This is a genomic window from Planosporangium thailandense (genome assembly GCF_011947195.1).
Classification (GTDB): domain Bacteria; phylum Actinomycetota; class Actinomycetes; order Mycobacteriales; family Micromonosporaceae; genus Planosporangium; species Planosporangium thailandense.
Window position 1 is genome coordinate 133,412 of the sequence record NZ_JAATVY010000013.1, and the last position, 13,041, is coordinate 146,452.

17 protein-coding genes are annotated in these 13,041 nt (G+C 68.6%); 1 reads left to right on the plus strand and 16 read right to left on the minus strand.

Features of this window, described 5'->3' with window-relative positions; translation table 11 throughout:
- Positions 1-121 precede the first annotated feature (121 nt).
- The gene (locus tag HC031_RS18900; RefSeq protein WP_167926669.1) at positions 122-1,369 is read left to right on the plus strand and encodes an HDOD domain-containing protein; all 1,248 of its coding nucleotides are present in this window, start codon (positions 122-124) and stop codon (positions 1,367-1,369) included.
- A gap of 198 nt (positions 1,370-1,567) precedes the next feature.
- Here the strand turns inward: HC031_RS18900 and HC031_RS18905 are convergent, their stop codons facing one another.
- From HC031_RS18905 to HC031_RS18980, 16 genes are all read right to left on the minus strand, one after another.
- Positions 1,568-2,356 (minus strand): GNAT family N-acetyltransferase, encoded by a 789-nt coding sequence (locus HC031_RS18905; protein ID WP_167926670.1) that lies wholly within the window; start codon positions 2,354-2,356, stop codon positions 1,568-1,570.
- A gap of 61 nt (positions 2,357-2,417) precedes the next feature.
- Positions 2,418-2,990 carry an N-acetyltransferase family protein gene (locus tag HC031_RS18910; RefSeq protein ID WP_476704273.1) on the minus strand — a complete coding sequence of 191 codons (573 nt, stop codon included), beginning with the start codon at positions 2,988-2,990 and terminating at the stop codon, positions 2,418-2,420.
- Positions 2,953-3,186 carry a hypothetical protein gene (locus HC031_RS18915; RefSeq protein ID WP_167926671.1) on the minus strand — a complete coding sequence of 78 codons (234 nt, stop codon included), beginning with the start codon at positions 3,184-3,186 and terminating at the stop codon, positions 2,953-2,955. Before HC031_RS18915 ends, HC031_RS18910 begins: the two co-directional genes overlap by 38 nt.
- Before the next feature lie 101 nt (positions 3,187-3,287).
- Entirely contained in the window at positions 3,288-4,370 is a 1,083-nt protein-coding gene (locus HC031_RS18920) for an EscU/YscU/HrcU family type III secretion system export apparatus switch protein (protein WP_167926672.1), read from the minus strand.
- Entirely contained in the window at positions 4,367-5,140 is a 774-nt protein-coding gene (locus HC031_RS18925) for a flagellar biosynthetic protein FliR (RefSeq protein WP_167926673.1), read from the minus strand. The genes HC031_RS18920 and HC031_RS18925 overlap by 4 nt, the downstream gene beginning before the upstream one ends.
- Entirely contained in the window at positions 5,137-5,412 is a 276-nt protein-coding gene (locus tag HC031_RS18930; RefSeq protein ID WP_167926674.1) for a flagellar biosynthetic protein FliQ, read from the minus strand. The genes HC031_RS18925 and HC031_RS18930 overlap by 4 nt, the downstream gene beginning before the upstream one ends.
- 10 nt (positions 5,413-5,422) lie before the next feature.
- A complete protein-coding gene (gene fliP / locus HC031_RS18935; protein ID WP_167926675.1) occupies positions 5,423-6,295 on the minus strand; it encodes a flagellar type III secretion system pore protein FliP in 873 nt (290 codons plus the stop codon).
- Positions 6,292-6,735, minus strand: a complete 444-nt coding sequence (gene fliO / locus HC031_RS18940; protein ID WP_167926676.1) for a flagellar biosynthetic protein FliO — start codon at positions 6,733-6,735, stop codon at positions 6,292-6,294. Before fliO ends, fliP begins: the two co-directional genes overlap by 4 nt.
- Positions 6,736-6,744: 9 nt before the next feature.
- Entirely contained in the window at positions 6,745-7,512 is a 768-nt protein-coding gene (gene fliN / locus HC031_RS18945) for a flagellar motor switch protein FliN (RefSeq protein ID WP_167926677.1), read from the minus strand.
- Positions 7,512-8,465: a flagellar motor switch protein FliM gene (locus tag HC031_RS18950; protein ID WP_338090733.1), complete on the minus strand. Its 954-nt coding sequence runs from the start codon at positions 8,463-8,465 to the stop codon at positions 7,512-7,514. The genes fliN and HC031_RS18950 overlap by 1 nt, the downstream gene beginning before the upstream one ends.
- Before the next feature lie 121 nt (positions 8,466-8,586).
- Positions 8,587-9,030, minus strand: a complete 444-nt coding sequence (locus HC031_RS18955; RefSeq protein WP_167926678.1) for a flagellar basal body-associated FliL family protein — start codon at positions 9,028-9,030, stop codon at positions 8,587-8,589.
- A 25-nt stretch (positions 9,031-9,055) separates the two neighbouring features.
- Complete coding sequence (locus tag HC031_RS18960; RefSeq protein WP_167926679.1) at positions 9,056-9,955, minus strand: OmpA/MotB family protein; 900 nt, start codon at positions 9,953-9,955, stop codon at positions 9,056-9,058.
- Between the two features lie 49 nt (positions 9,956-10,004).
- Complete coding sequence (locus HC031_RS18965; protein WP_167926680.1) at positions 10,005-10,775, minus strand: motility protein A; 771 nt, start codon at positions 10,773-10,775, stop codon at positions 10,005-10,007.
- Complete coding sequence (locus tag HC031_RS18970; protein WP_167926681.1) at positions 10,775-11,095, minus strand: flagellar FlbD family protein; 321 nt, start codon at positions 11,093-11,095, stop codon at positions 10,775-10,777. Before HC031_RS18970 ends, HC031_RS18965 begins: the two co-directional genes overlap by 1 nt.
- Before the next feature lie 200 nt (positions 11,096-11,295).
- A complete protein-coding gene (locus tag HC031_RS18975) occupies positions 11,296-12,501 on the minus strand; it encodes a flagellar hook protein FlgE (RefSeq protein WP_167926682.1) in 1,206 nt (401 codons plus the stop codon).
- A gap of 92 nt (positions 12,502-12,593) precedes the next feature.
- On the minus strand, positions 12,594-13,028 hold the full coding sequence (locus tag HC031_RS18980; RefSeq protein WP_167926683.1) for a flagellar hook capping FlgD N-terminal domain-containing protein: 435 nt from the start codon (positions 13,026-13,028) through the stop codon (positions 12,594-12,596).
- Positions 13,029-13,041 lie beyond the last annotated feature (13 nt).

Here is a 13,041-nt window from a genome sequence, read left to right on the forward strand (position 1 = left end):
GCTTGCGAGCCTGCTCCGTGGCCGTACGTGTGCCGTCCTGGCAGTTGATCCATCGGCCGGCCGGTACGCTGCGTGAGGATTTTTCCCTCAGCACCTGCGGTCTGATGCCGAATGTTCGGGCGTGTCCACCACACCCGAGCCACCGACCGCGCAGATCGTCCATGTCGGACGTCAGCCGCTGTACAACCATGCGGGTGACGTCGTCGGCTACGAGCTGCTGTTCCGCGGCGGCGGTAGTGAGATAGAGGCGTCGCGTCGCAACGCGTACGCGACCAGTCAGGTGATCGTCAACGCGTTCACCGAGTTCGGGCTGCGCGAGCTGGTGGGAAACCACACCTGCTTCATCAACCTCACCCGCGAGTTCATCGTCGGTGAGCTGGCCCTGCCGTTCGAACCGGGACAGGTGGTCCTGGAGATCCTCGAGACCGTCGAGATGGACGACGACGCGATCGCGGGTGTGACCCGCCTGGTGGAGCAGGGGTACCCGATCGCCCTCGACGACTTCGTCTTCGGTCTGGGCCACGAAAAGCTGCTCGACATAGCTTCGTACGTGAAGATCGATGTGCTCGACAGCGACATGGAACGCATCGCCTCGGTCGTGGCGGCCTGCCGCCAGTATCCGGGCATCAAGCTGGTCGCCGAGAAGGTGGAGACCCCCGAGCACACCATGCTGGCGCACGAACTCGGGTTCGAGCTATTCCAGGGGTACGCGCTCAGCCGCACCCAGGTGGTGTCGATCGCCACCCTCGCGCCGTCGCGGCTGCGCCGCCTGGAGCTGCTGGGCGCGCTGACGGGGCCGGACGCCGACCTGGACCACGTGGTGTCCATCGTCACCAGCGACCCGGCGCTTTCGTTCCGGGTACTGCGGGCCACGAACGCCGTCGCAAGTGGGCTGACGCGCCGGGTCTCCTCGGTACACGAGGCGGTCGTCATGCTCGGCGGTCGCCGGATCCGTGAGTGGGTGACCCTGATGCTGGTCTCGGACATCGCAGAGGCCGCCGAGGACCAGCTGTCGACGACCATGGCCCGGGCCCGGCTGTGTCAGACGATCGCGCCCCGCCTGGACGCGTCCGCGGATTCCGCGTTCACCGTCGGTCTGCTGTGGGGCGTGGCGGATGTACTCGGCGTACCGGTGGCGGATCTCGTCGCCTCGCTGCCGCTGGCCGACGACGTGGTCGACGCGCTCGTCAACGGTGCCGGTTCGCTCGGCGAAGTGCTCTCGATGGTGCGGGGGTACGAGGAGGCCGACGCGTCGGTGCTCACGCACCCCAAGGTGTCACCCGCCGATCTGGCCAAGGCGTACCTGAGCGCCGTCGGCTGGTCCGTCCGGACCGTCCACGGTGTGCTCAGGGCATCCGACAGCGTGTGATTGGCGCCGTCTGAGCGGGTGACGTCTACTCGGGTGACGTCTACTCGGATGTCGTCTGAGCGGCGCGACGATGCCCGGACTGGGTGCCGGTGACGCTGCGTCGGGTCGACCTATGCGCGTGGGATGAGCTCCGGGAGCCCGTCGGCGGGGTGTTGGTGACGGTAGCGGACTGCGCGACCTCTGCGGCGGAAAGGGCGCTTACCGCTGCCAGTGGTAGGGCGTCGTCGTCGAAACCTTGACCAGGCCCGAACGTTCGAGGATCGGGCGCGAGTACTCCGTCGAGTCGCTGTGGATGAGCGTCTTGCCCATACCGAGGGCGGAACGGGCCCGTGCGGCCGTCAACGCGCGGTAGATCCCACGACCGCGCCACTCCTCACGGGTCGCGCCGCCCCAGATCCCGGCGAAGTTGGTCCCGCGCACGGGATCCAGTCGGCCGGCGCTGACGATTCGCCCCTCAGCTTCGGCAACCCACAGCTCCATGCCGTCAGCGGAGGCCAGGCGGCGGAGGAGGGCGTTCGCCATATCATCGCTGACAGCGTCACCGAAGACCTCGTCTTGCATCGCACTCATCGCGCGGACGTCTGCCTCCTCGGTGACTCGACGCAGTGTCACGCCATCGGGCAGCGGAACGTCGACGGCTAGCAGCCGTGCCTCGCCGAGCATGATGGACTCCGGCTCGCCTGCGCTGAACCCGTTCTCCAGCAACGCCTCGTGCAACCCCGGCGCATGGTCGTGCCCACGGGTCTTCCACTCGACCCGGCTGATCTCGGGGTCCGCCTGGTAGTGGGCGAGCACCTCTGGGACGAGCTGCCGGATCGTGTCGACGCCCGCCCCGGCGAGGTCGCGGTAGGTGACAAAACCGCGCCCACCCGCGAAGGTGACGAGGCGCAGCGGTCCGTGTCGGGTGACTGAGATCGCACTCGGCGTCTCGGCATCGGTGCGAAGCTGCCCGTCATAGGCCGCGAGGAGGTAAGCAGGGTCGATCACGCCCGTCACGGTGCAATGGTGGGGCCGAGGGAGCAACCGGTTTTTGGGTCGATTGGTCGGGTCACCTGCCGGCGCTTGTTGGATTGTGCAGGTCGAGCCACATGATGCGGAGGTCGACGCACCCGAGCGTGGGGTGGCGGAAGGCGCCAGGGGCTCTGCCAACTGTGCTGAAGCCGAGGCTCTCGTAGAGGAGGACCGCGGCCGAGTTCGTATCGACAACGGCGTTGAATTGGATCGCCGCGAATCCGCTTCGTCGCGCCCAGCTGATCATGTCTGTGGCGAGCGCCCGCCCCACGCCTTTGCCTCGTGCCTGCCTGGCGACCATCAGGCTGCCGGACGCTACATGGCTGCCGGGCCCGGGCCGGTTGGCGTACATGTTCGCCGTACCGAGCACCAGGTTGTCGCTGGCGGCGACGACCACTCTTGCCGGTGCGGGCAGCAGCCAGCTTCGCTTGGCGTCGTGCTCGCTCATCGCCGGGTCATAGGCGAACGTCTGCTGCTCGGTGATGACGTCATGGATGATCGGCCAAATCTGCGGCCAGTCGTCGTCACGAGCCGCGCGGACCACGAAGGTGGGTGCCGCGGGACGCTGTGGATCAGCCATGAGGGCCACGGCTGACACCGCCGACGCCACTGACACCGCTGAAACCACTGAAACCACTGAAACCACTGAAACCGCTGAAACCGCTGAAACCACTGACACCACTACCGGAACGCCCGGCGGTGACGCGAGCGATATGTGAATGCGCCGGCATCCCCTCATGCTGCTGGTCGCCGTTTCGCAGCCGCCACTCAATTTTGCCGCCGACCGTCGTCACCGACGACGTCACGCGGTCGTCGACGGGGCGTACCCGCTCAGCGAGGCGCCCCAGGCGATCCGCTACCCGCGCAGTGGTACCTACACATCGGCCAGCGCGCGGCACGGTGGCTGTCACCGGGTGAGGGCGGGAGTCCGATGGATACCTGCGGCCGAACCGCGGGCCTTGAGCGTCATCACGAAAGCCAGCACCTGCGCGACCGCGGCGTACAGGTCCGGCGGAATCTCGCTGCCCAGGTCGCACGCCTTGTAAAGGGCCCGCGCCAGCGGCACGTCCTGGACCATCGGGATGCGCTTCTCGGCGGCGACGGCGCGGATGCGCGCCGCCACGACTCCCGCGCCTTTCGCCACCACCCGGGGTGCGCCCCTGCTCGGGTCGTAGCGCAGCGCGACCGCGACGTGGGTGGGGTTGACCAGTACGACGTCGGCCTTGACCAGATCGCTCATCATCCGCTGACGACTCATCGCCATCTGGCGCGAGCGGATGGCGCCCTTGAGGAGCGGGTCGCCTTCCTGCTGCTTGTGCTCCTGCTTGACCTCGTGCCTGGTCATCTTGAGCTGCTTGCCGATGCGCCGGCGGGCCACCGCGTAGTCCGCGACCGCCATGACGAGGCCGGCCGCGGCCGCGGTCCGTACCAGGGACAGCACCGTACCGGCGATCAGATTGACCAGGGTGGGCAGCGGTACCGAGCCGACCGTGACCAGGTTGGGCAGCATCTTGCTCAGCTGCACGTACAGCATGATCCCTAGAACGGCGGTCTTGATCAGCGCCTTGGCAGCTTCCCACCAGGAACGCGGACCGAACGTCTGCTTGATCCCGGACAGCGGGTTGAACCGGGAGAAGTTGGGCTTGAGGCGCTTCATGGCAGGGCGGATGCCGCCCTGGGCTGCCGCGGCGACGATCCCGGTCGCCATGATGCCGAGTACGAGCGGCGCGGCGGTGGTCGCCACCGCCTGCAGCCCGGTACCCATGAGCTTCATCGCCTTGGTCGGGTCCGGGTCGCCGATGACGGCGACCGACTGGTAGAGCAGCTTCTCGGCGGTCTGCATGGTGCCCCGGACGGCCATCGGCAGCAGCATGCTCGCGACGAGCAGCCCGCCCCAGGAGCCGAGGTCGGGGGTACGCGGGATGCGCCCCTCCTTGCGCGCTTCCCGCTTGCGCTTCTCGGTGGGCTTCTCGGTCTTCTCGCTGCTCATGACCCGATCGCCTGCATCACCGCGGTGACGGCCTTGTCCACGACGGTGCTGACGGCCTGCGGGAGCATGGTCATCGCCAGGCCCGCCCCGCCGAGGGTCAGCAGGATCTTCACCGGGAAGCCGAGCGCGAACGCGTTCAGCGCCGGCGCGACGCGCGACAGCAGCCCCAGCCCGATGTCGGCGCAGAACAGTACGGCGATCAGTGGCCCGGCGATCTGCAGCGCCGCCATGAACATCTCGACCAGGCCGTTGGTCAGCAGGTGCTGGAGGTTGTGCAGCGACATCGCCCCGTCGAGGGGCAGGGCCTTGTACGACATGGTGAAGCCGCGCAGGACGAGCTGGTGGGCGCCGGTCGCGAACAGCAGCGTGATCGCAGTGACGTTGTAGAAGCGGCCGAAGACACCGTTGCCGGTGCTGCCGCTGGCGTCCAGCGGGTCGAACGCGAACGCCACGGAGAAGCCGCCGAACAGGTCGATCAGGTTGCCGGCCGCCTGCACCGCGGAGAACAGCAGCGAGGTCAGGAAGCCGAGCGCGGCCCCGAGTACCACCTGCTCGGCCAGGCTGACCACCATCTCGGCGGTGTCGAGCTGCGGCACCTTGCCGACCAGGGTGGGCACCACGGGCAGCGCGATGGCCACCGACAGCAGCGCCTTGAGCGCCGACGGGATCGTCCGGGAGTTGAACGGCGGCGAGACGACCAGCCACGCGGCGGCCCGTACCGACGCCAGCAGCAGCGCGGTCAGCTCCGCCAGGGGCAGCTCGAGGTTCATGCGCCCTTGACCAGGTCTGGAATCTGGGCGTACAGCATCGTGGTGAACGAGACGATCTGGTGCAGCATCCAGTTACCGGTCAGCAGCAGTGCGATCCCGACCCCGACCACCTTCGGTACGAACGACAGCGTCGCTTCCTGGATCTGGGTGGCGGACTGGAACAGCGAGATGGTGAAGCCGATGAGCAGAGCGGTGAGCAGCACCGGGGCGCCGAGCTCCGCCGCCACCGTCATGGTCTGAAGGGCGATGTGGATGATCTGGGTGTCGGTCACGAGTTCACCCCTAGTGGTAGCTGGCGACCAGAGCGGTGATGATCAGGCCCCAACCGTTGACGAGGACGAAGAGCAGCATCTTGAACGGCAGTGACACCGTGACCGGGGGCAGCATCATCATGCCCAGGCTCATCAGCGACGCGGCCACGATCATGTCGATGACCAGGAACGGGATGTAGATGACGAAGCCGATGATGAACGCGGCCCGCAGCTCGGACAGCGCGAAGGCCGGCACGACGGTCGACAGCGGCACCGAGTCGCGGTTCTTCGGCATCGGCTTGTTGGCGACCTTGGTGAACAGGGCCAGCTCGTCCTTGCGCGTGTGGTCCAGCATGAAGTTGCGGAGCGGCTTCACGCCGTCGTTGAACGCCACCGTCTGGGTCTTCTCACCCTTGAGGTAGGGCTGCACTCCGTCGTGGTTCATCTGGGACATGACCGGCCCCATGATGAACAGGCTGAGGAACAGCGCCAACCCGGCCAGCACCTGGTTGGGTGGCACCGAGGTCAGGCCGAGCGCGTTCCGGGTGATGCTCAGGACCACGAAGATCTTCGTGAAGCTGGTGCACAGCAGAAGCAGGGCCGGCGCGACGCTCAGGACGGTGAGCGCGAGCAGGATGACGATCGACTGGCTCGGCTTGCCGTTGCCCACGTTGACGCTGACCGTGCCCTGCGGATCGGCGGGTGCCGTCGGTCCCGTGGGGGCGGTCGGTGCGACCGGCGCGGTGACCGGCGGGAAGGCCGCGGGGGAGAGCGCGACAGGCGCGGTTGCGGCGGGGACGAATGCGACAGGGGCGTACGCGGCCGCGGCGGTGCCGGGCGTACCGACCACTACGGCGGCGGCGACGCCGGCGGTGGCGAGGGCCAGGCGGATCCGGTGCTTCACGGCTTGTGTCCCGTCCGTTCGCGCATGAAGTGCAGGGTCTGTTTCCAGGTTTCGGATGACAGCAGGGATCCGCCGAGCGCGCTGCGGCGGGCGGTGACCGCCGCGCCGATGGGGGAGTCGAGCGACCCTCCGACCAGCGATTCCACGGCCAGCGGTTCGCGCTTGACCTGCGGCTCCGGCTGGTACTCCTCGATCGCCTGGAGATCGGCCTCGGAGATCAGGCTGACCCGCCCGTCGGTCACGCCGAGCACCATCGCCTTGTCCGCCACACGCACCACCGCGACCGAGGCGCCGCGGCTGAGCTGCTGGCGGCCGAGTACCTCGATCAGCCCGTTGCCGCGGCGGATGCCCAGCGGCTTGCGGGCGAGCTTGGCGATGCCCCACATCAGGGCGACGACGACGAGCAGCGAGAAGATGATCCGGATGGTCAGCTCGATCACGGTCTTCCCCTAGGATCGCTGCTCGGACGGGGAGATGATCTCGGTGATCCGGATGCCGAAGTTCTCGTCGATCACGACGACCTCGCCGCGGGCGATGAGCCTGCCGTTGACGAGCAGGTCGGCTGGCGCGCCGGCGGCGCGGTCGAGCTCGACGACGTTGCCGGGGTTGAGCGAGAGCAGTTCACGCACGCTCATGCGGGTACGGCCGAGCTCCGCGGTGACCTCCATCTCCACGTCGTGGAGCAGGTCGAGACCGGTACGCGGCGCGGCGGCCGATGGGTCCTGCGTGGACGATGCGGACGGGGTCGACGGCGTGGCCGGGTTCACCGCCGCTGCCGCGTCGACCTTGACCAGCAGGCCGACCACGCCGCGCACGTCGGTGCCGTCGGTCAGCGGCACGAGCACGCCGCCTTCGGCGACGAGCGAGGCGAGCGCGTCGGCGGTGTCGGTGACGTTGCCCGGGTCGACGACGACCGGGCCGAGCGTACCGGCGGCCGCTTCGATGGCCGGACGCACCGCCTGGGTGACGTCCAGCGAGCCGAGCGGGGTGTCGCCGAGCGCGTCGACCAGGTCCTGCGCGACCATGACGAGGATCTCGCCCTGCGCCGCGCCGGCGAAGCGGGCGCGGATGACCTGGCCCTCGAGCGTGATCTCGCTGGTGTCCTGAGTGGGCGTGGCGGTCGACAGCGGGCTGCTGGCGGGAAGCAGGGCCACCGCGGCCTCGGCCGCCGCGAGCGCCCGGCCGAGATCCTGCGAAGTAGCGGTGGGAGCGGTCATCAGCGGTCTTCCTCCTTGGCGGGTGCCACGACGAGGCAGGCCAGGCGGGATCCCTGGCTGCCGGGTACGGCGTGGGCGAACGTGATCCCGGCGGCGGTGACCGCGAGCGGCTGCGTCGCCGGGTGGTTGAGTGTGACGACGTCACCGGGCCGGAGGCTGATGAGCTCCTCGGGCCGCATGTGCATCGGTTGGAAGCGCACGGCCACGTCGAGCGGGACGCTCTCCAGGCCGGCGACGAGGTTGCGGTGGGCCGCTTCGCGTGCGGCGCGCTGCGCCGGGCTGAGCTGGACGTCGGTGCGGTCGCCCTGCAGCTTCGGGAAGATCATGCCGAGCGGCAGGCACACGGTCGCGACGCACTCCTCGGCGCCCACGCGCATCTCGAACGACGCGACGATCACCGGGTCGGAGGCGCCACCGGCCTGTACGAACTGCGGGTTGTACTCGATGCCCGCCAGCTGGGGGCGGATCGACGCGATGCCCTCGAACGCGTAGCGCAGCTCGCCCAGTACCCGACTGAACAGGCTCTGCAGGAGCGGTGTCTCGATGTCGGTCAGCGGACGCTCGGGCTGGGGGCCGCCGGAGCCGCCGAGCAGGTGGTCGATGGAGGTCATCGCGATCGACAGCGAGAACTCGACGATCGCGGTGCCGGGCAGCGGTTCCATGCTGACCTTCGCGATGATCGTCGGGCTCGCCAGCGACGCGATGTACTCGTCGTACGTGAACTGCTCGATCGACAGCAGGGTGACCTGCGAGACCGCGCGGAGACTGGTCGTCAGGATGGTGGTGAACTGGCGCGCGAAGGTCTCGTACGCGATCTGGAGCGTACGGATGTGCTCGCGCGACAGCTTGGTGGGGCGCCGGAAGTCGTACGGCTCCGGACCGGCGCCTTTGGACCGGCGGTTGATGCGGCCAGCGGTACGGGTCTGGCCGGCCAGGGACGACGTCTGGGTCACGTCGAATCCATCGGCCGGCCGACCGCCGGGTTGAGAAAACCGTGTCGGGTGATTGGGTGATGTCCGGTAGCCGGTGACCGGACGTGCCCTAACGGGTCAGTCGCCTACGGGTCATGAGCCGCTACTGCATCACGAACTCGGTGAAGTACACGTCCATGACCTCGCCCTCGTACGCCTTGTTGATTTTCTCGCGCAGCTGGGCCTTGGCCTTGTCGCGGGCGGCGTTGGAGGACAGTTCGGCGACCGCCCGGTTGCTGAACTCGGAGATGGCGATGTCCAGCGCCTTGCTGCCGTCGGGGTCCTCCTTGGCGGTGGTGGTCGCCTGCAGGGACAGCTTCAACTTCAGGAAGTGCCCGTCGGCCAGGTTGAGGGTGATCGCGTCCAGCGATACGACCTTGCCCGGCTTCGGCGGCGGCGGTGTGCTCGGCCCGCTGAAGAACGCGAAGTACCCGCCAGCGCCGCCACCGAGCAGCACGACCACCGCGGCGAGGATGATGATGAGCTTCTTCTTCGAATTCTTCTTCGGCTCCGCCTCTTCGGCGGCGGCCTTCTCTTCCTTAGCCATGATCATTCCTTGAGGTAGCGGCCGGTCACTCGGCTTTGACGGTCGAGGGCAGCAGCGCCCGCTCCGCGGGCGGCAGCGTGGACAGCACGACGATGTCGACGCGCCGGTTGAGCGTGGGCGCCCTCGGGTCGCTGGGCGGGTACAGCGGCCGTTCGCCGGCGAAGCCCGCCGCCGACATCCGGTCCGCGCTCAGGTGGCCGTGGTTGATCAGGTACCGCACCACGTCCGAGGCGCGGGCCGTCGACAGCTCCCAGGCGCTGGGGTAGTACTTCGTCGGCACCGGCAACTGGTTGGTGTGCCCGTCCACCTCGATGTGGTTGGGCAGCGACACCAGCGCCGGCGCCACCGCGTCGAGGATGCGCTGGCCGGCCGGCAGCAGGTCGGCGCGGTCGCCGGCGAACACCACGTCGCTGGTGACGATGGTGACGACCAGCCCGCGCTCGTCGATCGCGAAGCCCAACGAGTTCTGCACGCCCTGTTTGGCGGCGGCGTCCTGGATCTTCTTCTTGATCGCTTCGAGGTTGCTGGCCTCCTGCTGCGCGTCGGCCTGCATGCGCTGCTGGCGGGCCCGGTCGGCGTCCTGTACCGCCTTCTGCAGCGCAGGGTCCTGAGTCTGAGGCTGGTCCTGCAGTTGGCCGACGCCGGCGGCGACGTCGATGGCGTTGCCCGAACCCCCGTCGGTCTGGACGGAGTTGTTGGTGCCCGACATGACCGCCGGCGCGCCGAACCCCTTGGCCAGGCCGTCGCGCAGCGCGGTGAACTTCTTCATGTCGATCTGGCTCATCGCGAACAGGACCACGAAGAGCACCATGAGCAGGGTGAGCATGTCGCCGTACGTGACGAGCCACCGCTCGTGGTTGACGTGCTCCTCCTCCTCGTGCCCGCCGCCGCGCCGCTTGCCGTGGCCGGCCTTGTGGTTGCTCATATCGGCGCCCTCCCACGGTGCGGGGAGCGGCGCCGCGACCAGGCGTCCATCAGGCCGCCTTCTTCTTGGGTTCGGCGCCCGGCGGCATCATGCTGCGCAGCTTCTGGGCGACCAGGCGCGGGTTGGCGCCGGCCTGGATGTTGATGATCCCGGCGATCACCAGATCCATCTGGGCGCACTCCACCTCGGAGAGGCGCTTGAGCCGGTTGTTTATGGGCAGCCAGATGACGTTGGCGCTCAGGATGCCCCACAGCGTCGCGACGAACGCGGCCGCGATGAGCTCGCCGAGGGTCGCCGGCTGGCTGAGGTTGGACAGCACATGGACCAGGCCGACGACGGTGCCGATGATGCCGATCGTCGGGGCGTACCCGCCCATGTCGGCGAAGATCTTCGCGGCGGCCTTGTCCGCCTTGCGCTTGGCGTCGACCTCGCCTTCGAGGATCTCGCGGAGCTCCTCGGAGTCGGTGCCGTCGATCGCAAGCTGCAGGCCGCGCTTGAGGAACGGATCGGTGACGTCGCGCATCGCGTCCTCGAGCGCCAGCAGACCTTCCCGGCGCGCCTTCTCGGCGAGCTTGACCATCGTCTCGACCAGTTCGTCCGGCTTGCCGGGCTTGGCGAGCAGGGCCCGCTTGATCTGATTGACCGCCCCGGTGGCGTCGCGGAACAGGCCGCCGGCCATGCCGACGCCGATGGTTCCGGCGAAGACCAGGATGAGCGGGGCGGGCAGCAGGATGTGCGAGAGCGGAGTGCCCTCAAGGGTCATGGACAGCAAGATGGCGCCGAAGGCTACGCCGAGGCCGATCAGGCTTGCCGGATCCATCAGCGCTCCCTGCGGTGAAGCGGGACGACCGTGCCCCCGGTGCTGCCGGGGTCCTCGGCGTCGGGGCCGGTGTGCGGTACGTCGTGGGCTCCGGCGTCGTGGCGCGCCTCGGCGGGCTGGGTGACCATCTGCTGGGCGTCGGCGACCACCGAGGCCCGGTACCGCCTGATCAGCGCGACGACCTCGGCCAGCGACTCGCCCACGACGTACTTGGTGCCGTCCACCAGGGTGATGACGGTGTCGGGGGTGGAGTCGGCCCGCTCGACCAGGTCTGGGTTGAGCGCGAAGACCGGGCCGTTCAGGCGCGTCAGGAGTATCACGGTGGCCGTCCTTGGAGCGTTGTCGGGTGACCGTCGAGGCCAGGCTCATGGCCGGGCGCGTACGGTCTGCGGACCCGTCCTTGGGTCCGCCTCCCATATCGGCGGTTTACGGCTGAGGCTGAGGTTTTGTCGGCTGATGCGGCTCAGGGGTGGCGAACCGGATGACGGACAGCCGGTCCACCACCCCCGCGTACTCACCGCTACTGCTTCATGTTCACCAGGTCGTTGAGCAGCTGGTCCGAGGTCGTGATGACCTTCGAGTTCGCCTGGAAACCGCGCTGGGCGATGATCAGGTTGGTGAACTCCTGGGCCAGGTCCACGTTGGACATCTCCAGCGAGCCGCCCTGCAGGCCGCCCCGGCCGCCGGAGCCGGCCGTGCCGAGCTGGGGGATACCGGAGTTGACCGTCGAGCGGTACATCGAGCCGCCGGCCTTCTCCAGGCCGGGCGGGTTGTTGAAGCTCGCCATGGCGATCTGCGCGAGGGCCTGCTTGTTGCCGTTGGAGAACACGCCGATGAGGGTGCCGTCCGGCGAGATCGTGAACGACTGCAGCTCGCCCAGCGCGGAGCCGTTCTGGCTCTGGATGCCCGCGGTCGTCGAGCCGGCGAAGCTGGTGACGCCGGACAGGTCGATGGTGATGCCGCTGAGCGCACCGGCGGCGAAGGAGATGGTGCTGGGCGTCGCCGGGCCGCTGCCGTCCGCGTTGAAGGCGAGGTTCGTCGCCGTGGTCGTCGTCGTGCCGTCGGAGGCGGTCACGTCCCAGTGCGTCGGGTCCACCTTCGTGAACGACAGGGTCAGGCTGATCTTGTTGCCCTGCGGGTCGAAGACGGTCTCCGACATCGTGATCGGCGTCGTGGTGGCGGTCGTGCTGTCGGCCGGCAGGTTGCCGGCGACCGTCATCTTCGTGGTCTCGGTCGGCGGCAGCAGCGTGCCGACGGCGAGCTTCACGTCGGTCGGGGTGGCGTTGGTGTTGAGGACGCCACCGGGGCCGGCCATCCAGCCCTGCACGACCCCGCCGTCAGCGTTGCCCAGGACGCCGTTGGCGTCGAAGGAGAACGAGCCGGCGCGGGTGTACAGGTTCTCGCCGCCGTTGCGGACCACGAAGAAGCCGTCGCCGTTGATCATCAGGTCGGTGCTGCGCCCGGTGTTCTGCGGCGCGCCCTGGTTGAAGTTGGTGTTGACGGCGGCGACCCGCACGCCCAGGCCGACCTGGGCCGGGTTGGTGCCGGCCTTGCCGTTCTGGGGCGCGCCGGCCGCGGTGAGCATCTGGCTGAGGGTGTCCTCGAACACCGACTGCGAGGCCTTGTAGCCGGCGGTGTTGACGTTGGCGATGTTGTTGCCCGTCACGTCCATCATCGTCTGGTGGGCGCGGAGGCCGGTGATGCCACTGAACAGGGAACGGAGCATGGTGCCTTCCTCGGTAAGGGTGCGCCGGTCAGCCGGCGTGCTGCGGTGGGCCGGCGTGTTGCGGTGCGCCGGCGTGCTGCTTTCGGCCGGCGTCAGCCGGCCGTGCTGCCGTTGCGGACTTCCTTGACGGAGGACAGCGGTACATCCGTGTTCCCGACCTTGACGGTCGGGTTGCTGCCCGTGAACGTGGCTGCGGAGACGACACCGGTCGCATCCTTGCCGTCGGCGTCGACGTACGTGACGGTCTTGCCGATTAGGTTGCTCGCGCCGAACTGGAGCTGCGCGGTGACCAGCTGCTGCTGCGCGGTCTCCAGGTTGGTCAGCTTTTCGAGCATGGTGAACTGGGCGGTCTGCGCCATGAAGGCGCTCGGGTCCGCCGGGCTGCTGGGGTCCTGATAGCGCAGCTGGGCGACGAGCAGCTTCATGAAGTCGTCCTTGCCCAGCTCGTTGTTCGCCTTGGCGGTGGACGTGGACGTCGACGACCCCGCCCCGCTGGCGTTGACGATGTCGGTGATCGGGCTGGTCATGGAACTAGCTCCT